Here is a 21,212-nt window from a genome sequence, read left to right as displayed (position 1 = left end):
GGCTGCCGTCAGACGGCGCCGGTCTCCGCCGCGTACATCTCCGACTGCGCCAGATCCGGTGCCTGGCTCAGCAGGGTGTGGCCCCACTTCTGCTCGAGGAGGCGCTCGAGCGTCGCTCCGAGGCGGTAGAGCCGGTCATCCGCGCGGGCGGGTGCCATCAGCTGGATGCCCACCGGCAGGCCGTCCTCAGGAGCCAGCCCGATCGGCAGGCCCATGCCGGGGATACCGGCGAGGTTCGCGGGGATCGTCGTCACGTCGTTGAGGTACATGGCGAGCGGGTCGTTGAGCTTCTCCCCCAGCCGGAACGCGGTCGTGGGGGCGGAGGGGCTCACGAGCACGTCCGCCTCGGCGAACGCGGCCGAGAAGTCGCGCTGGATCAGCGTGCGCACCTTCTGCGCGCTGCCGTAGTACGCGTCGTAGTAGCCCGCGCTGAGAGCGTAGGTGCCGAGGATGATGCGGCGCTTCACCTCGGGACCGAAGCCCGCCTCGCGCGTGGCCGCCATCACGTCTTCGACGGTGCCGCCGCCCGCGGGGTTCACCCGCAGGCCGAACCGCACCGAGTCGAACTTGGCGAGGTTGCTCGAGGCCTCCGCCGGGAGGATCAGGTAGTAGGCGGCGACCGCGTACTCGAAGTTGGGGGCGCTCACCTCGACGATCTCGGCCCCCGCGGAGGCGAGCAGCTCGAGCGCCTCGTGGAACCGCTGGCTGACCCCGGCCTGGAAGCCGGGCGCGTCGAGCTGCTTCACGACGCCGATGCGCAGGCCCGCGAGCGACTCCTGGCGGGCGCCCTCGCGAGCGGCCTGGGCGAAAGAGGGCCACTCGTCCTTCAGGGAGGTGGAGTCGCGCGGATCCCAGCCTCCGATGACGTCGTGCACGAGGGCCGCGTCGAGCACCGTGCGGCTGACCGGCCCCACCTGGTCGAGCGAGGAGGCCAGCGCGATGGCTCCGTAGCGCGAGACGGAGCCGTAGGTGGGCTTCACGCCCACGCTGCCGGTGACGGCGGCCGGTTGGCGGATCGAGCCGCCGGTGTCGGAGCCGAGCGCGATCGGCGCCTCGAACGCGGCCACGGCGGCCGCGGAGCCACCGCCCGAGCCGCCGGGGATGCGGTCGAGATCCCAGGGGTTGTGCGTCGGACCGTAGGCGGAGTGCTCGGTCGACGACCCCATCGCGAACTCGTCCATGTTGGTCTTGCCGAGGGGCACGAGATCGGCGGCCCGCAGGCGCGCGACGACGGTCGCGTCGTACGGGGGCACCCAGCCCTCGAGGATGCGCGAGCCCGCCGTGGAGGGCATCCCGAGGGTGCACAGCACGTCCTTGATCGCGATCGGCACGCCGGCGAGCTCGCCCAGCTGCTCCCCCGCGGCACGCTTCGCATCGACTGCCGCGGCGGTCTCGAGGGCGGCGGCGTTCACGTGCAGGAAGGCGTGCACATCGGTGTCGACGGCGGCGATGCGGTCGAGGTGTGCGCGGGTGACCTCGACCGACGAGACCTCTCCGCTCGCGAGCTTCTCGCCCAGCTCGGCGGCACTCAAGTGGATCAGGCTCACTGCTCTTCTCCCAGGATCGCGGTCACGCGGAACCGGCTGCCGTCGTGATCGGGCGCTCCCGCGAGCGCCTGCTCGGTCGTGAGGGTGACACCGGGGATATCGGCCCGGAAGACGTTCTGGAGCGGGATGGGGTGGCTCGTCCCCTCGACATCGGGGGTCGCGACCTCGCTGACCTTCGCGATGTTGTCGACGATGCTGCCCAGTTCGCCGGTGAGCGACGCGACCTCGCTCTCGGTGAGCGCGATGCGCGCGAGACCGGCGAGGTGACGCACCACGTCGGGGGTGATTTCAGACATGCGACTCCGAGCTCAAGGGGTGAGGGATCCCGACAATTCTATTGCGCCTGCCGGCCGCGTCGATCTGACAGAGTGGGCGCAGGAGGTTCAGCGATGAGACGACTCGGTGTGATCGCCGCCGCGACCGCGCTCGCGATCCTCCTCGCCGCCTGCTCCGGGGGCCCGGTCGCAGGCTCCTCCCCCGACCCCCGGTTGCGCGGGTCATGGGAACTCGTGGCCGCCCGCGACGCTCGCGGCGCGATCGCTCTGAACGACCAGTACGTCACACTCGAGATCGCCGACTCCGCGCACAGCGGTGGTCGGGCGCCCTGCAACAGCTACACCGCATCCGTCGCGGGCGGTGTGGGCGCGGTGTTCGTGCGGCTGAGGGTGACCCGGGCCGACCGGTGCAGCGGCGCGATCGACAACGGCCTCGACAGCCGTTACTTCCGCGCACTCTCGGCCACCACGAACGCGAGCCTGGCGGGCGGCTCGCTCCTCCTGCGCTCGGCGCGCACCACACTGCGATTCGTCCGCTCGGTGCGCCCCCCGCTGCTCGACATCATCGGCGACTCGTGGCAGCTGCAGTCGCTCAGCGGCTTCGTCGACTACATCAGCATCGATCAGCCCTGGTTCAACCTGAGCGTGCAGGACGCCCACCTCTTCGAATTCGGGACCCCCTGCGGCTTCATCGTCTTCCACTACCGGGTGACCGGCAGAAATCTCGTCACGGTCTCGGCGGCGGAACGCACCCCCGCCGACTGGTCGCGCTGCGGGTCGCTGCGCGCCATCAGCGAGAACGCCGCGGCGACGCTCAGCGGGCAGTTCCGGCTGCGCTTCACCAAGAACGCGCTCGTCGTGAGCAGCCTCAACAACGGCCTGGTCGCCACCTTCCGACCGCTGGTGTTCGCCGGATGACCCCCCGCCGCGCCCTCGCCGCCGTCACCGCCGCTCTGCTCCTCGCCCTCACCGGGTGCGCGCCGGCGTCCGGCCACGACGCGATCATCGACCCCCGTCTCACCGGGCGGTGGCTGCTCGTGGGCGCCCACGACGATCGCGGTCTCCTGCACCTCAACGGCTCCTACCTCTCCCTCGACGTGGGCGACGCGGGCGCGGCCCACGGCACGACCCCCTGCGAGGACTACCGCGCGCGCGTCACGGGCGGATCCGGCGCGGTCTTCCTGAGCGTGACCCAGGGGCACGCCGACTGCATCGAACAGGGCGTCGCGACGCTGAACTCCCGCTACTTCCGCGCGCTGCGCGAGGTGACGGTCGCCCGCCGCTCCGGGGGCGATCTCGAGCTGAGCTCGCCGTCGGCCCGACTCGAGTTCCGCCGTCGCACCGTCGCCCCGCTCGAGCCCCTCATGGGCGTCACCTGGCTGCTGGATCAGCTTCCGCCGCAGCTCCCGCGCCTCGCCGGCGGCTCCGGGGTGCTGCACCAGGTGGCGGTGCGCTTCATCGCACCCGACCTCCTCCGCATCAGTTCGCCCTGCTCCGAGACGCTCGTTCTCGTGACGACCGTGGCGGGCAGCTCGACCGTCGCCGTCGACGGGGTGCTCGTCGACATCCTCCAGGGCGAGCAGTGCACGCCCGATCAGCGGAACGCGGCGGGGGCGGCGCGCGACCTGCTGACCAACAGCTTCACGGTCGCCGTCGTGCGCGGCGTGCTCGTCGTCAGCGGGCTGTTCGGTGAGACGCGCGCGACCTTCGTGCGGGGGTGAGGCCGGTCATCCGGGGCGGCACTCGCTCTCGCCCTGGAGGGTCATGCCATCGGGACCGAAGCGCAACTGCAGGCTGCGGCTGAGCGAGGCGGTGCCCCGCAGCTGGATGACCGCCCCCACCCGACTCGTCTCCAGGCTGTAGCCCAGGCGCCGCCACAGCACCTCCACCCGGCGCAGCGCGGCCGTCGCGCCCGCGATCGGCGCAGCGGTGCGGAGCCCGGGATACAGCGTGCCCTGCGTCCAGATCGGGAAGGTGCACCCCCGCGGGGTCGGATCGTCGGCGACCACCCAGTCGCCCCCGATGGTGGCCTCGGTGCGGTCGAGCACGCGATAGAGGGTGTCACGGGCGGCCTGGGGGTCGGCATCCCCGCCCGTCGTGAGGGCGCAGCCGGTCAGACCCACCAGCACCAGTGCGAAGGCGGGAATGAGCAGCGCGCGTGACGACATGACCTTCCATCCGCACCGTAGTGCGCGGCCAAACTATCACTGCTCGAGCGCGAGTGTCTTCCGGTTGTCGGAGGAGGAGCCCGTGGTGACGAGTTCGCCGTGGTCGATTCCGATGAGCGCCATGTTGCGCATGGACTCGGTGCCGACGCCGAAGTAGTCGTTGTGACCGAAGGAGGGGGCCAGGAATTCGTTGGTGATCGCGTCGAAGCCGCCGCCCACCGCCATCTTCTTCGCCCCATAGCTGGGCGCGGCGGGATCGCTGCCGAACCAGGCGCTGTTGGGCACCGGGTCGAACGGCGCCTCGCCCACGTAGACGTTGTGGTTGCGCACGTGGAGATCGTTCACCGACTGCGCGGCGCTGCCCGGGGAACCGACGAGCGCGAGCGCGTCGATCTGGAAGTCGTATTCGGTGAGGGCCATGAGCGCGGCGGTGGAGCCGTAGCTGTGTGCCACCACCGTGATGTACGGCTCGGTTCCGGCCCGCTCGGCCTGGAGTCCCTCGATGGTGCGGGCGAGGGCGTCCCTGCCCTGATAGGCCAGGTCGAGGGAGCCGATGTTCGTGAGGTCGGGGGTCTGGTAGCCCATCCAGGCGACGACCGCGACGGTCTTCTTCGCCTCGCCCGGCTTGACCTTGTCAATGAGATTCAGCCAGCTGACCTGCTCGTCGTAAAGGCGCGAGGCGTCGTCGGTCCAGTCGTCGATCTGCCCGTCGACCGTGAAGAACATGCCCGGCACCATGTAGGTGACGTAGTCGGCGTGCGCGAGGTCGCCGAGAACGATCGCGGCCTTGCCCTGGCCCGTCGGGTCGACGGAGAGCAGGGAGCGCTGCGGGATCGACCCGGAGGTGCCCAGCGCGCTCTGGATCTCGCCCAGCATGTGGATCTGGTGACGCGCGTCCTCGGCGATCGCCCGGCCGGAGGCCGAGTTCAGCCGGCTGGTGAGCTGCGCCTGCACCTGCGGGATCCAGGCGCGGTTGGCGGTGTCGCGCACGTCGGCGGGAATGCCATCGAGGTTTCCGACGAGCCGCGGCGCTGCGGTCTCCAGGTTGAGGCGGTCGGGGTCGGACATCGTATTCCACATCGCCGACGTCTCAGCGGGTGCGGGCGGCGACGCCAGGATGTTGTCGACGACCCGGGGATTACTGGCGATGTAGCTCGCCAGCTGGTCGTGCGGCAGGATGGCCAGCTCGCGCAACAGCGTGACGCCGCTGAGCGCTGAGAGGTCGGAGAGGGAGACCGGCCGTGAGCTGAGGGACAGCGGCTGGACAACCGCGGAGGGATCGATCAAAGCGCCGTAGAGGAGGGGCGCGACGCCGTTCGTGACCGCGGGGCTGTAGGGAACGATATCCGCGGTCGTCGGGGTGTCCTGCACCTGAATGAGGGACGTCGCAGGCATGGTTGAAACCTCGGCGGCGTGTTCCAGTGCGGCCGAGGTGAACAGAAGCGCTGCGACGTCAAACAGCAATTCGGGTTTGTCCCCTCTACTGCGCGGACACTGCGTACATTCCCAGGCATGCAATGCCGCGCACCGCCAATAATAGGGGGTATACAGCCCCGTTTGGGGGGTGCGAGGTAAACAACTCATTACGTCTCAGACGCGAGTGGCTATTCGTCGAGTGCGGCGGGCCCTTTTTCCACCAGAATCCTGAACTGCGCGGCGTCGATCACGCGCACGCCGAGCTCCTCGGCCTTGGTCAGCTTCGAACCGGCGCCCGGCCCCGCCGCCACGAAATCGGTCTTCTTGCTGACGCTCGAGGCCGCTTTGCCCCCCGCCTGGATGATCGCCTCCTGCGCTCCCTCGCGCGTGTACCCCTCGAGTGAGCCCGTCGCGACGACGGTGAGCCCCGCGAGGGGACCGGTCGCATCCTGCGCACTGCCGGGACCGGGGTGCCCCGGTGTCGCGAACTGCACGCCGGAGGCGGCCCACCGCTCGATGATCTCCTGGTGCCAGTCGACCCCGAACCACTCGAGGAGCGCATCGGCGATGATCGGTCCGACGCCCTCCACGGCCGCCAGTTCGTCGCGAGCGGCGGCACGGATGGCATCGAGCGAACCGAAGTAGTCGGCGAGCGCGCGCGCCGCGACCGGACCGACGTGGCGGATGCTCAGCGCGACGAGAATGCGCCAGAGAGGGCTCGTCTTCGCCTTCTCGAGGTTGGCGATGAGGCTCTCGGCGTTGCTCGACGGCACGTACAGCTCGTCACCCGCGAAGGTGGGCGAATCCGGGTCGAAGGGACCGTCGCGCTTCTGGCGGCGCCGCTTGAAGGGGGTCTCGCGCTTGGGCTCGCCGCGGTCATCCAGCTTCTGCAGCCCGGTCTCGCTGTCGCGAACGATCACCTCGACCGGGAAGATGTCGTCGATGGTCAGCTCGAAGAGTCCGGCCTCGGTGCGCAGCGGCGGCTCGGCCGGTTCGAAGGGCTGGGTGAGCGCCGCGGCGGTCACCTCGCCGAGCGCCTCGATGTCGAGCGCCCCGCGGCTGCCGACGTGCTCGACGCGACCGCGCACCTGGGCGGGGCAGGCCCGCGCGTTGGGGCACCGCAGGTCGACGTCGCCCTCCTTCGCCGGCGCGAGCGGAGTGCCGCACTCGGGGCAGGCACTGGGCATCACGAACTCGCGCTCGGAGCCGTCGCGAAGCTCCACCACGGGCCCCAGTACCTCGGGAATCACGTCGCCCGCCTTTCGCAGCACGACGGTGTCGCCGATCAGCACTCCCTTGGCCTTCACGACGTCCTGGTTGTGCAGGGTGGCCTGACGCACCGTGGACCCCGCCACGCGGACCGGCTCCATCACGGCGAACGGCGTCGCGCGGCCGGTGCGCCCGACGCTCACGACGATGTCGAGCAGGCGGGTGTTCACCTGCTCGGGCGGGTACTTGTAGGCGATCGCCCAGCGCGGCGCGCGGCTCGTCGCCCCGAGCTCGTCGTGCAGCGCCAGCTCGTCGACCTTCACGACGACGCCGTCGATCTCGTGTTCGACGCTGTGGCGGTGCTCGCCGAAGTGGCGGATGAAGTCGGCCGCCTCCTCCGCGCTGTGGCACACCCGATAGTGCGGGCTGGTCGGGAGGCCCCACGCCCGCAGCAGCTCGTAGGTCTTCGACTGGCTCTCCACCGGAGGGTTTCGCCACGCTCCGATGCCGTGCACGAGCATGCTGAGGCCGGCGAGCCGACGATCCATGCGCCGCAGCTGCGCCTCGTTCTTGTTCTCGCGCACCTGACGCAGGCTGCCGGAGGCGGCGTTTCGCGGGTTCGCGAAGATGCGCTCGCCCTCGGCCGCCTGCAGGGCGTTGAGCGCGGTGAAGGTCGCGACCTCGAAGTAGACCTCGCCGCGCACCTCCACGAGCTCCGGGATCGGCACTCCCGTACCCTCGGTGTCGCGCAGCTCCCGCGGGATCCCGGGGACGTAGGCGATGTTGTCGGTCACGTCTTCGCCGACGACCCCGTCACCGCGCGTGGCGGCGGAGGTCAGCACGCCCCGCTCGTACCGCAGATTGATGGCGAGACCGTCGATCTTGAGCTCGCAGAGGTAGTCGACAGACCGGCCCGAGTCGCGCTCGACCTTCGCCGCCCAGGCCTCGAACTCCTCGATGGAGAAGACGTTGTCGAGGCTGAGCATGCGCTCGGCGTGCGTCACCGGGGCGAAGAGCGTCGTCTCGGCGCGGCCGCCCACCGTCTGCGTGGGGCTGTCCTGGCTCTGCAGCTCGGGGAAGAGTCGCTCCAGCTCTTCGAGCCGGTGCATCAGGCCGTCATACTCCTCGTCGGAGGCGAGCGCCGCCTCCTTCTCGTAGTAGGCATCGCGCAGTTCGAGGATCCGCGCGGTCAGTGCGCGGGCCTCATCGCTCGCGCGGTCGAGCTCTTCGGTCGTGTACGTCTCTGCCACGCCTCCAGCCTAGGACGCGCCACCGACGCCGGGGAGGCGGCCGGACCGGGGCGGGGGCGGTCTGCGGAAGGTCCTCGCCGCGAGTCGCCGCGGGCTCAGGCGGGCGCGGGCACCGCCGAGACGGTGCGGTCGATCGTGCACTGGCCGAGCACGCGGGTGCCCAGGTAGACGACGGCCGACTGGCCGGGAGCGACGCCGCCGAGGGGGGCATCCGGGGTGATCACGAGCTCGCCGTCGCGCACGACAGCGGTGGCGGGAACCGGATCGGCGTGCGCGCGGATCTGCACCTCGCACGCCCACTCGCTCTCCGGGTGCTCGGGCGCGCGACCGGCCCAGCTGAACCGGGATCCGGCCAACTGCGCGATGTCGAGCGCCTCCTTCGGGCCGACGACCACCGTGTTGTCCTTCGGCCGGACCTCCAGCACGAAGCGCGGCCGACCATCCGGTGCGGGATGCCCGATGCTCAGCCCGCGCCGCTGGCCCACCGTGAAGGCGTGCGCCCCCTGATGCGTGCCGACGACGGTGCCGTCACGCTCGACGATCTCGCCCTGCTCGGCGCCGACGCGCTCGGCGAGCCAGCCGCGGGTGTCGCCGTCCGGGATGAAGCAGATGTCGTGGCTGTCGGGCTTGCTCGCGACGCTGAATCCCCGTGCGGCGGCCTCGGCGCGCACCTCCGCCTTCGACGGCGTCGTGCCGAGCGGGAACATGCTGTGCGCGAGCTGCTCCGCGGTGAGCACTCCGAGCACGTAGGACTGGTCTTTGGCCCACGCGGCCGCCCGGTGCAGCTCGCGGTTGCCGTCGGCATCCGTCAGCACGGTGGCGTAGTGGCCCGTCGCGACCGCGTCGAAGCCGAGGGCGAGCGCCTTCTCGAGCAGCGCGGCGAACTTGATGCGCTCGTTGCAGCGCAGGCAGGGGTTGGGCGTGCGACCGGCCGAGTACTCCGCCACGAAATCGTCGACGACGTCGGCCTTGAAGCGCTCGGAGAAGTCCCAGACGTAGTACGGGATTCCGATGAGGTTGGCGGCGCGCTGGGCATCCATCGAATCCTCGATCGTGCAGCAGCCGCGCGCACCCGTGCGCAGCGTTCCCGGCATGCGGCTGAGGGCGAGGTGAACGCCGACGACGTCGTGACCGGCGTCTTTCGCGCGCGCCGCAGCGACCGCGGAGTCCACTCCCCCGCTCATGGCCGCCAGAACACGCATTGCTCCAGTCTACGGTCGACCGGTCGAGGGGGCCCGGGCAGGACGAACGCTGGGCGACAGCGCTGGGCTGGTCCTGGGGCGAACACCACGGCACCGCGACCGCCGAGCGGCCGCTACTGCGTCGGCGGGCCGAGGTCGGGGCTCGCGAGTTGGATCGTGACGACCGGTGACGAGGAATCGGTGGAGTCGGCCCCCACGATCACGAACCACGAGCGCGTCGCATCCGTGCCGCTCGCGAGCGCGTCGAGGTACTTGCCGGTGTCACTGCCCGTCTGGCGCTCGATCCAGCCCGCCGCGACGAGCAGCTTCGCCATGGCGGTGGTCTGCGCGATGGGGTCGAGGCTCGCATCCACGGTCACCGTGCGCAGGATTCCGTAGTACCGCCCGTTGGTCGAGGTCGCCGGAACCAGGCGCGCGTGGTCGTCGACGTGCACGACCGCGGGCGAGGCGATGAGCGCCTGGATCGCGTCGGCGACGCGGGTGGACTCCTTCTCGACGCTCGTATCCGAGACGGGATCCGGGAAGACGGGGTGCAGAGCGCCGAGCGCGGTCACCGGAGCCGCACTGGCGTTGGCGCTGGCGCTGGGTGCGGTCGTGGGTGTCGCCGTGGGCGCGGTGCATCCGACGAGGGCGAGGCCCGCCACGAGGAGGGCCGCCACCCCCGCGCTACGCACCAAAGCCCACCACCCGGTCCGCGAGTCCCGCGCGAGTGGCGCGCTCCACGGCGGCCGGCAGCGCGGCGACGAAGGCGTCGACCTCGCCACCGGTCGTCTCGTGGCCGATCGTGATGCGGAGGGCTCCGCGCGCATCCGGTTCGGAGACCCCCATGCCCAGCAGCACGTGGGAGGCCTCGGGAACGCCCGCCTGGCAGGCTGAGCCGGTAGAGACGCTGAAGCCCGCGACGTCGAGCAGAAAGAGCAGCGAGTCGCCCTCGCAGCCGGGGAAGGTGAAGTGCGCGTTGCCGGGTAGCCGGTCGACCGGGTCTCCCCGCAGGATCGCCGAGGGCACCGCCGCCCTGACGCCCGCGATGAGCCGGTCCCGACGCGCCGCGAGCAGCCCCGAACGGATGCCCAGCTCCCGTGTCGCCTCGGCGGCGGCCACCCCGAACGCGACGGCCCCCGCCGCATCCTGCGTTCCGGACCGCGCGCGCTGCTGGTTGCCGCCGTGCACGAGCGGAGTGACGGAGGAGCTCCGGGCGATGAGGAGCGCCCCGATGCCGACGGGGCCACCGATCTTGTGCGCCGAGACGCTGAGGGCGGCGGCGCCGCTCGCGTGGAAGTCGATCGGAAGGTAGCCGTACGCCGCGACCGCGTCGAGGTGCACGGGCACCCCCTCGGCCGCGGCGAGCGCGACGATCTCCCGCACGGGCTGCACGGTGCCGACCTCGTTGTTCGCCCAGATCGCCGTCACGAGCGCGACGTCGTCGCCGAGCGCGGCCCGCAGTGCGTCCAGGTCGATCCGGCCCACCGCGTCGACCGGCACCTCCTCGACGATCGCGCCCTGAGCCTGCGCGAGCCAGGCGGCGGCGTCGACGGTCGCGTGGTGCTCGCCGGCGGGCATCAGGATGCGCGGCCGCGGCCGCTCGCCCCTCTGGCGCTCCCAATACAGTCCCTTGACCGCGAGATTGATCGCCTCCGTCCCGCCCGAGGTGAAGGTCACCTCCACGGCATCGGCCCCGAGCGACGCGGCGACCCGCTCGCGGGCCTCCTCGAGCATCCGCTTCGCGTTCTGGCCCTGGGAGTGGATCGACGAGGGATTGCCCACGACGCCGAGCGCCTCGAGGTAGGCCTCCCGCACGCGCGGCGTCATCGGGGTCGTCGCGGCGTGATCGAGATAGATCGCCATGCGCACTCCCAATTGCCCCGTCGTAACATTGCCGACTTACGAAGTAACTACTCTAGGTCGCATGCCTGCACCAGACCCGTTGCGTCACCTCGGGGTGCACGTCACCTCGCGGGGCGGCGAACTCAAGGTGTGGTCGCGCAACGCGACCGCCATCGAGCTCGCCATCTTCGACGACAAGGACCCGAGCTGGGTGCGCGCGACCTACCCGCTCGTGCGCGGTGAGGCGGACGTCTGGTCGGTGCGCACGAAGGCGCTCGCACCCGGCACGCGCTACGCGCTCCGCGCGAGCGGGCCGAAGGGCAAGACGCACGCCTTCGACCCCACCCGCAATCTCATCGACCCCTACGCCCGCGGGCTCGCCCGCACCTCCACCGGCGAGTGGCGCTCCTATGTGCAGGATGACGCCTTCGACTGGGGCGGCGTCGCCAAGCCGGCCGTGCCGCTCGACCACACCGTGCTGTACGAGGCCCACGTCAAGGGCCTCACCAAGTCGAACACCGCCGTTCCGGAGGAGCTCCGCGGCACCTACGCCGGTCTCGCGCACCCGAGCACGATCGCCTACCTCAAAGACCTCGGCGTCACGAGCGTGCAACTGCTGCCGATCCACCAGTCGGTGAGCGAGCAGCGACTCATCAAGCAGGGGCTCGCCAACTACTGGGGCTACAACACGCTCAACTTCTTCACGCCGCACGCGAGCTACGCCTCGAAGGCGGCCCAGTTCGGCGGCACCGGCGCCGTCCTGCGCGAGTTCAAGGGCATGGTGCGGCTGCTGCACGAGGCCGGGCTGGAGGTCATCCTCGACGTCGTTTACAACCACACGGCCGAGGAGGGGCCGGGCGGCCCGACCTCGTCGCTGCGCGGCATCGACAACGCCTCGTATTACCGCCAGATGGCGGACGGCGACTACATCGACGTGACGGGATGCGGCAACACCGTCGACTTCTCCCTCCCCGCGGCGCAGCGACTCGTGCTCGACTCGCTGCGTTACTGGGCCACCGAGGTGCAGATCGATGGGTTCCGTTTCGACCTCGCCGCAACGCTGGGCCGCGACGAGAACGTCGACTTCGACAGCGGGCATCCCCTGCTGCAGGCCATCGTGAGCGACCCCGCGCTGCGCGGTGTCAAGATGATCGCCGAGCCCTGGGACGTCGGCATGGGCGGCTGGCAGGTGGGCCACTTCCCCAAGGGCTTCCTCGAGTGGAACGACGGCTACCGCGACCGGGTGCGCGACTTCTGGCTCACCGACGTCGCCTCGGCACGTCACCACGGCTCGGCACCCTCCGGCATCGGCGGCTTCGCCCGGCGCCTGGCGGGCTCCTCGCACGTGTTCTCCGAGGAGCGCGGACCGCTCGCCTCCGTCAACTTCATCACCGCGCACGACGGATTCACGATGGCCGACCTCACGGCCTACAACCAGAAGCACAACCTCGGCAACGGCGAGAACAACCGCGACGGCACCGACAACAACCACTCCTTCAACCACGGCATCGAGGGGCCCACCCGCGATCAGACGGTGCTGGATGCCCGCTGCAAGGCCATGCGCAACCTCCTCGGCACCCTGCTCCTCTCCGCGGGCGTCCCCATGCTCACCGCGGGCGACGAGTTCGGGCGCAGCCAGCGCGGCAACAACAACGCCTACTGCCACGACAGCGAACTGACCTGGCTGAGCTGGGCGGGGCACGAGGAGTGGCAGAACGAGCTGTGGCAGGTCGCGCAGACGCTGCTGCGGCTGCGTCGCGAGAACCCGGCGCTGCGGCCCGTGCGGTTCGCCCGCTTCGGAGAGACCGTGCCCTCGGCGTCGCAGATGGACTGGTACAACACCGAGGGCCTCTCGATGAGCGAGAGCGACTGGAACTCGCCCTCGGCGCGCACCCTCCAGTACCTCGCGGCGTCCACTCCCGAGTTCGAGGAGTTCAACCGCATCCTGCTCATCGTCCACGGGCTCGAGCGCGACGTCACCGTCACCCTGCCCGAGCACGAGGGCGTGACCGGCTACACCCTGCTCTGGAACTCGGCCGACGACGAGCTGCACGACACCGAGCTCGAACACGGCCCCGGCAGCGAGGTGCTCATCGCGGGCACCTCGATGCAGCTGTTCCGGGCGCACTGACACGGGGGTCGGGCGATGGCGGGAACACCGGCGACGGTCGCGCTGGAGGCGGCGGGCATCCGGTTCACGGCCCACAGCTACACGCACGACCCGGCGAACCGCAATTTCGGGCAGGAGGCCGCGGACGCACTGGGGCTCGACCCGGAGCGCGTCTTCAAGACGCTCCTGACCGAGGTGGATGGCCGGCTCATCGTCGCCGTCGTGCCGGTCACCGGCAGCCTCGACCTCGGCGCCCTCGCGAGCGTCCTCCACGGAAAGCGCGCGACCATGGCCGACCCGGCCCTCGCGCAGCGGCGCACGGGGTACGTGCTCGGCGGCATCAGCCCGATCGGTCAGAAGATGCGCCACGAGACGGTGATCGACGAGACGGTCGAGCTCTTCGACACGGTCTTCGTCTCGGGCGGTCGCCGGGGCTTCGACATCGAGCTCGCGCCCGCCGACCTCATCGCGGCGACCGGCGCCGCCGTCGCCGCGATCGCGCGCGACTGAGCGCGGTTCGCCGCGATCGCGAGATCGAGCCGCGCCGCCCCGCGCCGCCGACGCACCCGCCATCGACGGCCGGCATCAACGGTTCGAGGCGCCTGACGGCTTAACAGCGGCGTCCCCGCCCTCTGCCGAAGCAGGTGACGGGGACGACCGGTTGGGCCAGCGAGCAGGCCTGGGGTTGCCGGGCGTCTAGGAGACGTCCCGGAGCGTTCGCGACTGGCGGCGGAACCCGATCCGCTGCAACAGAGGCGCACCCAGAAGGCTGCTCATCTTGCCTGCCGCGCGAGACGGGAACGCTCCCCCGAGCATCCCGTCCGACACGGAGTTGGTGGAACCCGCGACGCGCACGCCGGAGGTCGCTGCGCTGGGCTGCTGCGACTTCGACATGGTGGCGTCCTGTACGGGTTGTGGCCGTGAGGCCGGTTGGGGCCGCCGGTGGTTCTGGCGACACCATTGACACTACGGATGCCCGTGCACCGCCCGCAATAGCGCCCGCACACCCAATACGGGGGTGGTCCGGCGATAAGAAAAGTGCTGATAGCAGCCGGTTTTATGGGGACAGGAGGACCTGTCTATCCTCCATGACCGAGCGGTCGCGCCGAAGCACGACGATGTCGATCACGCAGAAAATACTCCGGTGAAGCCCCGAAAAGCACCGTCAATCGCGGCCTCTACAACGGATTCCGAAGCGCGCTCCAGCGGAGCCTCTCAGTGGGCGACGCTGATGAGCCCGAGTTCGGCCGGGTTCGCGAGCAGGGGGTGCGAGGGGACCACGCGCACGTTGTACCCGAAGCTCCCGGGCGACTCGAGGGTCACGGTTCCCGAGAAGACCGCGGGCTGACCCGGCGTGTGCGAATCGAAGCCGAGCTTCTGGCGCCGGATGTTCGAGAGCGTGTCGCCGTCGCGTGCCCGGCCGTACACGACCTCGACCTTCAGGTCGCTGGGACGCAGCCCGTCGATCTGCACGAGCGCCCGCACCTGGAGGGAGTCTCCGATCTGCGGCACGGAGTCGACTCCGCCGGACTCGACGTGGGTCACGTAGACCCTCGGCCACGCCGCCGTGACGCGATCCTTCCACTCCGCGAGCTCGCGGGCGGGCGCGTACCCGGAGGCGGTGATGTCGCGCTCGGAGCGCGCGGCGGGCATGTACAGGCGCTCGACGTACTCCATGACCATGCGGTCGGCACTGAGCGCGGGAGACAGCGTCGACAGCGTGTGGCGGATCCCCTCCACCCAGCGCGTGGGGACGCCCTGCTCATTGCGGTCGTAGAAGCGCGGGGCGATCTGGTGCTCGATGAGGTCGTACATGGCCTCGGCCTCCAGATCGTCGCGCTCGGAGGCGTCGCCGGCGCTGTCGGCGGTCGGGATGGCCCAGCCGTTCTCACCGTCGAAGTACTCGGCCCACCATCCATCGAGAATCGACAGGTTGAGCGAGCCGTTCAGCGCCGCCTTCATGCCGCTCGTGCCGCAGGCCTCGAGCGGGCGCAGCGGGTTGTTCAGCCAGACGTCGGTTCCCGGGTAGAGCAGCTGCGCCATGGCGATGTCGTAGTTGGGCAGGAACACCATGCGGTGCCGCACATCGGCGCCCGCCGCGAACTCGACCAGCTGCTGGATGAGCCGCTTGCCCTCGTCATCGGCGGGGTGCGACTTGCCGGCGATCACGATCTGCACGGGGTGCGTCGGATGCGTGAGCAGCTTGCGCAGGCGCTCCGGGTCGCGAAGCATGAGGGTGAGCCGCTTGTAGGTCGGCACGCGGCGCGCGAAGCCGATCGTGAGCACGGTCGGATCGAGGATTCCCGAGAACCAGGCGGGCACACCCGCGCCCGGGTTCTGCTCCTCCCACGACGCGATGAGGCGCGTGCGGGCATCCGCGACCAGCTGCTTCTTCATCTGCTGGCGCACGTTCCAGATGTCGGCGTCGCTGATCGCGTCCGAGCGCCAGTCCGCGTGCGTGGTGTTGGTGGTGCCGAGCTTCTCGGAGGCGAGCGCGAGGAGGTGCGGATCGGTCCAGGTGGGCGCGTGCACGCCGTTGGTGACCGAGGTGATCGGCACGTCATCCTGGTCGAAGCCCGGCCAGAGCGCGCCGAACATGCCGCGCGAGACGTCGCCGTGCAGGAGGGAGACGCCGTTGGCCCGCTGGCCGAGGCGGAGGCCCATGACGGCCATGTTGAAGGTGCCCTCGGTGCCGCCCTCGTAGTCCTCGGCGCCGAGCGTGAGCACGCGGTCGACCGCGACCCCCGGCAGGAGGTCGGTGGAGAAGTAGCGCTGCACGAGCGACGCCTCGAAGCGGTCGATGCCGGCCGGCACGGGGGTGTGCGTCGTGAACACGGTGCCCGCGCGGACGACCTGCAGGGCTTCGTCGAACGACAGCCCGCCGCCGATCAGATCGCTGATGCGCTCGAGGCCCAGGAAGCCGGCGTGCCCCTCGTTGGTGTGGAACACCTCGGGTGCGGGCGAGCCCGTGAGGTCGGTGTAGATCTTGATGGCGCGCACGCCGCCGATGCCGAGGAGAAGCTCCTGCAGGAGTCGGTGTTCGCCGCCCCCGCCGTACAGTCGGTCGGTGACGCCGCGAAGCTCGTCGTCGTTCTCGGGAACGTCGGTGTCGAGCAGCAGCAGGGTGACGCGGCCGACCGCGACCTTCCAGATGCGGGCGGCAAGGGCCTTGCCGTCCGGAAGGGCGAGGGTGACCTGCGCGGCGGTTCCGTCCGGGTTGCGGAGCACGCGGAGCGGGAGGCCGTCCGGGTCGAGCACGGGGTAGCTCTCCTGCTGCCAGCCGTCGCGAGAGATGCCCTGGCGGAAGTAGCCGGCGCGGTAGAACAGTCCCGCGGCGATGATCGGCACGCCCAGATCGGAGGCGCTCTTGAGGTGATCGCCCGCGAGGATCCCCAGGCCGCCGGAGTACTGCGGCAGCGCTGCCGCGATGCCGAACTCGGGCGAGAAGTAGGCGATCGCCTTCGGCGCGTCGTCGAGCCCCTGATACCAGCGGGGCTCGGAGAGGTAGCGCGCGAGGTCGTCGCGCAGCTCTTCGGTGCGTCGCACGAAGTCGGCGTCCTGCGCGAGTTCGTGCAGGCGGGCCGGTTCGATCGCGCCGAGGAGGCTGACCGGGTCGTGACCCGTCTCATCCCAGATCGCGGGCGAGATGGAGGCGAACAGCTGCATCGTGGGACGGTGCCACGACCACCTCAGGTTGGTCGCCAGGTCCTCGAGCGCTGTAAGCGCTTCCGGAAGAACGGTGCGGACGGTAAATCGACGGATTGCCTTCACCCCGCAACCCTATTCGAGTTGGAGGCTCCCCTCACAACCTCGGAGCCGATCCGGATCTCCGGCGCCGGCCGTCCGGGTGCCCCTAGACACTCTCTGCGCGCAAGAAAAGCCCGCCCGCCGTCCGGTCTTTAGGGGTACGGTCGGTGTCGTGGCGAAACAGGACAGCACGACCGCCTCCGCGAAGGCGGCGGTCGCAACCGACACGACGTACGAGCCGCGCATCGGCCGCATCCCGATCAGGGGGGTCGAACCGCGACAGCCGGAGAACCGCTGGCCGGCGAAAGCGTTTGCAGGCGAGGTGGTGCCGTTCGCGGCCACCGTGTTCCGCGAGGGACACGATCTGCTCGGCGTCGACCTGCTCCTCGTCGATCCGCAGGGGGTGCAGACCCAGCACAAGATGTCGCCCGGCGCTCCCGGCACCGACCGCTGGGAGGTCGAGGTGCAACTGCACACGACCGGCACCTGGCGGTTCCGCGTCCAGGCCTACAGCGACGACTGGGCCAGCTGGCTGCACGCCGCCGAGATCAAGGTGCCACTGGGCCAGGATGTCGAGCTCGTGTTCAGCGAGGGCGTCGCCCTGCTCGGTCGCATGAGTGCCACCAAGGCCGTCAAAGACGTACTCGCCGCCCTGCGCGATCCCTCGCTCCCCCGCGACGAACGGCTCGCCGCCGCGCACGATCCGCGCCTCGCCGCCCTGCTCGACTCGCGGCCGATCGCCAGTCTGCAGACGCTCAGCGAGGCGTCGAGCATCCGGGTGGAACGCACGCGCGCGGGCGTCGGCAGCTGGTACGAGTTCTTCCCGCGGAGCGAGGGCGCCCGCAAGAACCGCGACGGCAGCTGGAGCTCGGGAACCTTCGCGACCGCCTCGCAGCGGCTCGCCGGCGTCGCCCTCATGGGATTCGACGTCGTCTACCTGCCGCCGATCCACCCGATCGGCCGCAGTTTCCGCAAGGGACCGAACAACTCGCTCACGGCCGGTCCGAACGATCCCGGCTCGCCCTGGGCCATCGGCAGCGCGGAGGGGGGCCACGACGCGATCCACCCCGACCTCGGCACGGTCGACGACTTCGTCGCGTTCCTCGAGGTGGCGCGCAAGCACAATCTCGAGATCGCGATCGATCTCGCGCTGCAGTGCTCGCCCGATCATCCCTGGGTCACCGAGCATCCGGAGTGGTTCACCACGCTGCCCGACGGGTCGATCGCCTACGCCGAGAACCCGCCCAAGAAGTACCAGGACATCTACCCGCTCAACTTCGACAACGACCCGGTCGGCATCCGCGAGGAGATCCTGCGCATCGTGCGCTACTGGATCGGGCTGGGCATCCAGATCTTCCGGGTCGACAACCCGCACACCAAGCCGCTGCAGTTCTGGGAGTGGCTCATCCACGAGGTCAACGCCGAGTACCCCGACGTGGTCTTCCTCGCGGAGGCCTTCACGAGACCCGCGATGATGCAGTCCCTCGCCGGTGCGGGATTCCAGCAGTCCTACTCCTACTTCACCTGGCGCAACACGAAGGCGGAGCTCGAGGAGTTCTTCGTGCAGATCAGCGACACCTGGAGCGCCTTCTACCGCCCGAATCTGTTCGTGAACACGCCGGACATCCTCACCGAGTACCTGCAGTTCGGCGGGCCCGCCGCCTACCGGATCCGCGCGGCTCTCGCGGCCACCGCGGGCGCCAGCTGGGGTGTCTACGCGGGGTACGAGCTCTACGAGGACGTGGCCCGGCCCGGCAGCGAAGAGAACATCGACAACGAGAAGTACGAGTACAAGCAGCGCGACTTCGCCAAGGCCGAGAAGCTGGGCAACTCGCTCGCGCCCTACCTGTCTCAGCTCAATCGCATCCGCGCGGCGCACCCCGCCCTGCGCCAGCTCCGCAATCTCAGACTGCACTGGAGCGACGACGACTCGATCCTCGTCTACTCCAAGTACCTGGCGGGCGAGTTCACGCGCCCGGGCAAGCCCGACGGCATCATCGTCGTCGCCAACGTCGACCCGCACTCCGTCCGCGAGACGACCGTGCACCTCGACCTCCGCGCGCTCGGCCTCGCGCCGGGGGACGTGTTCGAGGTCAAAGATCTCATCACCGAGCAGAGATTCACGTGGAGCGAGCACAACTACGTGCGGCTCGACGCCTTCACCGAACCCGTTCACATCCTCAGCGTCGACTACAGACAAGGATCCTGATGGCCACCGACACCCCGAAGGCGCCCGCGCTTCCCGCCCTGGACCCGGATCACATCGCGTCACTGGTGGGCGGCTACCACCCGCAGCCGCACTCCACCCTCGGCCAGCATCCGGTCGGCGACGGCTTCGTCATCCGCGTCGTGCGCCCCCTCGCCAAGACCGTGACCGCCGTGCGGACCGACGGCTCGCGCGTCGCTCTCTCCCACGTTCAGGACGGCCTCTGGCAGGCTTACGCGCCTGCGCCGGGTCAGGCCTACGTGATCGAGACCGAGTACGAGGGTGCGCCCGGCTGGACCGCCGACGACCCCTACCGCTTCGTGCCCTCCGTCGGAGACGTCGATCTCTACCTGTGGGGCCAGGGCCGCCACGAGCAGCTCTGGGACGCGCTGGGCGCCCACTTCCGCCCCCACGAGGACGTGGTCGGCACCTCGTTCAGCGTGTGGGCGCCGCACGCCAAGGCCGCGCGGGTCGTCGGCGACTTCAATGGCTGGGGTGGCGAGCGGCACGCGATGCGCCGCCTCGACGACAACGGGGTGTGGGAGATCTTCATCCCCGAGCTCGGCCCGGGCTCCGCCTACAAGTTCGAGCTGCAGACCGAGGCGGGCGACTGGGTCACCCGCGCCGACCCGATGGCGCAGTACACCGAGACGCCGCCCGCGACCGCCTCGATCATCGGCGAATCGAAGTACGTCTGGGGCGACGCGGCCTGGCTGCGCCAGCGCGCCGCGCACGACCCCCACAACTCCCCCACGAGCGTGTACGAGATGCACGTCGGTTCGTGGCGTCCGGGGCTCGGCTACCGCGAACTCGCCGACCAGCTGATCGAGTACGTGCACGAGACGGGCTTCACGCACGTCGAGTTCATGCCGCTCGCCGAGCATCCCTTCGGGGGTTCCTGGGGCTACCAGGTCACTGGCTACTACGCGCCGACGAGCCGCTTCGGACACCCGGATGACCTGCGCTACCTCATCGACCGGCTGCACCAGGCATCGATCGGCGTGATCATGGACTGGGTGCCGGGGCACTTCCCCAAGGACGAGTGGGCCCTCGCGCGCTTCGACGGCCGTGCGCTCTACGAGCACGCCGACCCGAAGCGCGGCGAGCAGCGCGACTGGGGCACGCTCATCTTCAACTTCGGCGACTCCCAGGTGCGCAACTTCCTCGTCGCGAACGCGCTCTACTGGCTGGAGCAGTTCCACATCGACGGGCTTCGGGTCGACGCCGTCGCGTCGATGCTCTATCTGGACTACTCGCGGGAGGAGGGCGACTGGGAGCCGAACATCCACGGCGGGCGTGAGAACCTCGAGGCCATCAGCTTCCTGCAGGAGGTCAACGCGACCGCCTACAAGCGCAACCCGGGCATCGTCATGATCGCCGAGGAGTCGACCTCGTGGGCCGGCGTGACCGCGCCCACCGCGAGCGGCGGACTCGGCTTCGGCCTGAAGTGGAACATGGGCTGGATGCACGACTCCCTCCAGTACATCCAGGAAGACCCGATGTACCGTGCCTACCACCACAACGAGATCACCTTCAGCCTCGTGTACGCGTGGAGCGAGAACTTCCTCCTGCCCATCAGCCACGACGAGGTCGTGCACGGCAAGGGCGCCCTGCTCTCCAAGATGCCTGGCGACCAGTGGCAGAAGCTCGCCAATGTGCGCGCCTACCTCGCCTTCATGTGGGCGCACCCGGGCAAGCAGCTGCTCTTCATGGGCTCGGAGTTCGGCCAGCCCTCGGAGTGGAGCGAGGAGCGCGGGCTCGACTGGTGGATCCTCGATCAGCCCAGCCACCAGGGCCTGCTCCGCCTCGTCGGCGCGATGAACCGCGTCTACCGGAGCGAGAAGCCGCTGTGGGAGCAGGACAACACGCCCGTCGGCTTCGACTGGATCGACGGCGGGGATGCCCAGCACAACGTGGTCTCGTTCCTGCGCTGGGACAGCGACGGGCAGCCGATCGCGGTGCTGATGAACTTCTCCGGGAATCCCGTGGGACCGTACCGGGTCGCCCTGCCGTTCGCGGGCGAGTGGGAGGAGATCCTCAACACCGACGCGGTCGAGTTCGGCGGATCAGGCGTCGGCAACTTCGGCACGGTCGTCGCGTACGAGCAGCCCTGGGGCGGTCGTCCCGCCTCCGCGGAACTCACCCTGCCACCGCTCGCGGGGCTCTGGCTCAAGCTGCGGCGGTGACGAGCGGCCGTGGCGGCGGCGAGGGAGAGGGCGGCGGCTCAGAGGAGCGGAGTCACCGGCGACCACAGCGTG

General features: G+C 70.1%; 16 protein-coding genes. 6 read left to right on the top strand and 10 right to left on the bottom strand.

Annotated features, from left to right (window positions below; all coding sequences use genetic code 11):
- Positions 1-8: 8 nt before the first annotated feature.
- Entirely contained in the window at positions 9-1,547 is a 1,539-nt protein-coding gene (gene gatA, locus G3T37_RS09545; protein WP_163473408.1) for an Asp-tRNA(Asn)/Glu-tRNA(Gln) amidotransferase subunit GatA, read from the bottom strand.
- Positions 1,544-1,843: an Asp-tRNA(Asn)/Glu-tRNA(Gln) amidotransferase subunit GatC gene (gatC, locus tag G3T37_RS09540; RefSeq protein WP_163473406.1), complete on the bottom strand. Its 300-nt coding sequence runs from the start codon at positions 1,841-1,843 to the stop codon at positions 1,544-1,546. Before gatC ends, gatA begins: the two co-directional genes overlap by 4 nt.
- 93 nt (positions 1,844-1,936) lie before the next feature.
- Here gatC and G3T37_RS09535 point away from each other — a divergent pair, with 93 nt between their 5' ends.
- A complete protein-coding gene (locus G3T37_RS09535; RefSeq protein ID WP_163473404.1) occupies positions 1,937-2,740 on the top strand; it encodes an META domain-containing protein in 804 nt (267 codons plus the stop codon).
- The gene (locus G3T37_RS09530) at positions 2,737-3,543 is read left to right on the top strand and encodes a hypothetical protein (RefSeq protein WP_163473402.1); all 807 of its coding nucleotides are present in this window, start codon (positions 2,737-2,739) and stop codon (positions 3,541-3,543) included. Before G3T37_RS09535 ends, G3T37_RS09530 begins: the two co-directional genes overlap by 4 nt.
- Positions 3,544-3,549: 6 nt before the next feature.
- Here the strand turns inward: G3T37_RS09530 and G3T37_RS09525 are convergent, their stop codons facing one another.
- The 6 genes from G3T37_RS09525 to G3T37_RS09500 form a co-directional block, all read right to left on the bottom strand.
- Positions 3,550-3,990, bottom strand: coding sequence for a hypothetical protein (locus tag G3T37_RS09525; RefSeq protein ID WP_163473400.1), 441 nt, complete (start codon positions 3,988-3,990; stop codon positions 3,550-3,552).
- Between the two features lie 36 nt (positions 3,991-4,026).
- Positions 4,027-5,385 (bottom strand): alpha/beta hydrolase, encoded by a 1,359-nt coding sequence (locus G3T37_RS09520; protein ID WP_163473398.1) that lies wholly within the window; start codon positions 5,383-5,385, stop codon positions 4,027-4,029.
- Between the two features lie 209 nt (positions 5,386-5,594).
- Positions 5,595-7,865, bottom strand: a complete 2,271-nt coding sequence (gene ligA, locus G3T37_RS09515) for an NAD-dependent DNA ligase LigA (protein ID WP_163473396.1) — start codon at positions 7,863-7,865, stop codon at positions 5,595-5,597.
- A 95-nt stretch (positions 7,866-7,960) separates the two neighbouring features.
- Positions 7,961-9,067 (bottom strand): tRNA 2-thiouridine(34) synthase MnmA, encoded by a 1,107-nt coding sequence (mnmA, locus tag G3T37_RS09510; RefSeq protein ID WP_163473394.1) that lies wholly within the window; start codon positions 9,065-9,067, stop codon positions 7,961-7,963.
- A 113-nt stretch (positions 9,068-9,180) separates the two neighbouring features.
- A complete protein-coding gene (locus G3T37_RS09505) occupies positions 9,181-9,741 on the bottom strand; it encodes a hypothetical protein (RefSeq protein ID WP_163473392.1) in 561 nt (186 codons plus the stop codon).
- Positions 9,734-10,912: a cysteine desulfurase family protein gene (locus tag G3T37_RS09500; RefSeq protein WP_163473390.1), complete on the bottom strand. Its 1,179-nt coding sequence runs from the start codon at positions 10,910-10,912 to the stop codon at positions 9,734-9,736. The genes G3T37_RS09505 and G3T37_RS09500 overlap by 8 nt, the downstream gene beginning before the upstream one ends.
- Before the next feature lie 61 nt (positions 10,913-10,973).
- Between G3T37_RS09500 and glgX the strand changes: the two genes are divergently transcribed.
- Together glgX and ybaK are read left to right on the top strand one after the other, a co-directional pair.
- Entirely contained in the window at positions 10,974-13,022 is a 2,049-nt protein-coding gene (gene glgX, locus G3T37_RS09495; RefSeq protein WP_163473388.1) for a glycogen debranching protein GlgX, read from the top strand.
- Positions 13,023-13,037: 15 nt separating this feature from the next.
- Positions 13,038-13,511, top strand: coding sequence for a Cys-tRNA(Pro) deacylase (gene ybaK / locus G3T37_RS09490; RefSeq protein WP_163473386.1), 474 nt, complete (start codon positions 13,038-13,040; stop codon positions 13,509-13,511).
- Positions 13,512-13,697: 186 nt separating this feature from the next.
- On the opposite strand, the gene G3T37_RS09485 is transcribed toward ybaK, so the two are convergent.
- Both G3T37_RS09485 and glgP read right to left on the bottom strand, forming a co-directional pair.
- Complete coding sequence (locus tag G3T37_RS09485) at positions 13,698-13,895, bottom strand: hypothetical protein (protein ID WP_163473384.1); 198 nt, start codon at positions 13,893-13,895, stop codon at positions 13,698-13,700.
- Between the two features lie 321 nt (positions 13,896-14,216).
- Positions 14,217-16,772 (bottom strand): alpha-glucan family phosphorylase, encoded by a 2,556-nt coding sequence (gene glgP, locus G3T37_RS09480; RefSeq protein WP_163473382.1) that lies wholly within the window; start codon positions 16,770-16,772, stop codon positions 14,217-14,219.
- A 148-nt stretch (positions 16,773-16,920) separates the two neighbouring features.
- Between glgP and G3T37_RS09475 the strand changes: the two genes are divergently transcribed.
- Both G3T37_RS09475 and glgB read left to right on the top strand, forming a co-directional pair.
- Positions 16,921-18,957, top strand: coding sequence for a maltotransferase domain-containing protein (locus G3T37_RS09475; protein ID WP_174247760.1), 2,037 nt, complete (start codon positions 16,921-16,923; stop codon positions 18,955-18,957).
- Complete coding sequence (gene glgB, locus G3T37_RS09470; protein ID WP_163473380.1) at positions 18,957-21,140, top strand: 1,4-alpha-glucan branching protein GlgB; 2,184 nt, start codon at positions 18,957-18,959, stop codon at positions 21,138-21,140. The genes G3T37_RS09475 and glgB overlap by 1 nt, the downstream gene beginning before the upstream one ends.
- Positions 21,141-21,212: the final 72 nt, after the last annotated feature.

Origin of the sequence: Galbitalea soli (assembly GCF_010686725.1) — a bacterium.
GTDB classification, from domain to species: Bacteria; Actinomycetota; Actinomycetes; order Actinomycetales; family Microbacteriaceae; genus Galbitalea; species Galbitalea soli.
This window is presented reverse-complemented; position numbering and strand designations above follow the sequence as displayed.

Bases quoted from the DNA above. Each gene is read 5' to 3' on its own strand.
- G3T37_RS09520 (WP_163473398.1), bottom strand. From the start codon at position 5,385: ATGCCTGCGACGTCCCTCATTCAGGTGCAGGACACCCCGACGACCGCG.
- glgB (WP_163473380.1), top strand. From the start codon at position 18,957: ATGGCCACCGACACCCCGAAGGCGCCCGCGCTTCCCGCCCTGGACCCG.
- mnmA (WP_163473394.1), bottom strand. From the start codon at position 9,067: ATGCGTGTTCTGGCGGCCATGAGCGGGGGAGTGGACTCCGCGGTCGCT.
- G3T37_RS09500 (WP_163473390.1), bottom strand. From the start codon at position 10,912: ATGGCGATCTATCTCGATCACGCCGCGACGACCCCGATGACGCCGCGC.
- gatC (WP_163473406.1), bottom strand. From the start codon at position 1,843: ATGTCTGAAATCACCCCCGACGTGGTGCGTCACCTCGCCGGTCTCGCG.
- ybaK (WP_163473386.1), top strand. From the start codon at position 13,038: ATGGCGGGAACACCGGCGACGGTCGCGCTGGAGGCGGCGGGCATCCGG.
- G3T37_RS09530 (WP_163473402.1), top strand. From the start codon at position 2,737: ATGACCCCCCGCCGCGCCCTCGCCGCCGTCACCGCCGCTCTGCTCCTC.
- glgX (WP_163473388.1), top strand. From the start codon at position 10,974: ATGCCTGCACCAGACCCGTTGCGTCACCTCGGGGTGCACGTCACCTCG.
- G3T37_RS09535 (WP_163473404.1), top strand. From the start codon at position 1,937: ATGAGACGACTCGGTGTGATCGCCGCCGCGACCGCGCTCGCGATCCTC.
- G3T37_RS09485 (WP_163473384.1), bottom strand. From the start codon at position 13,895: ATGTCGAAGTCGCAGCAGCCCAGCGCAGCGACCTCCGGCGTGCGCGTC.
- G3T37_RS09525 (WP_163473400.1), bottom strand. From the start codon at position 3,990: ATGTCGTCACGCGCGCTGCTCATTCCCGCCTTCGCACTGGTGCTGGTG.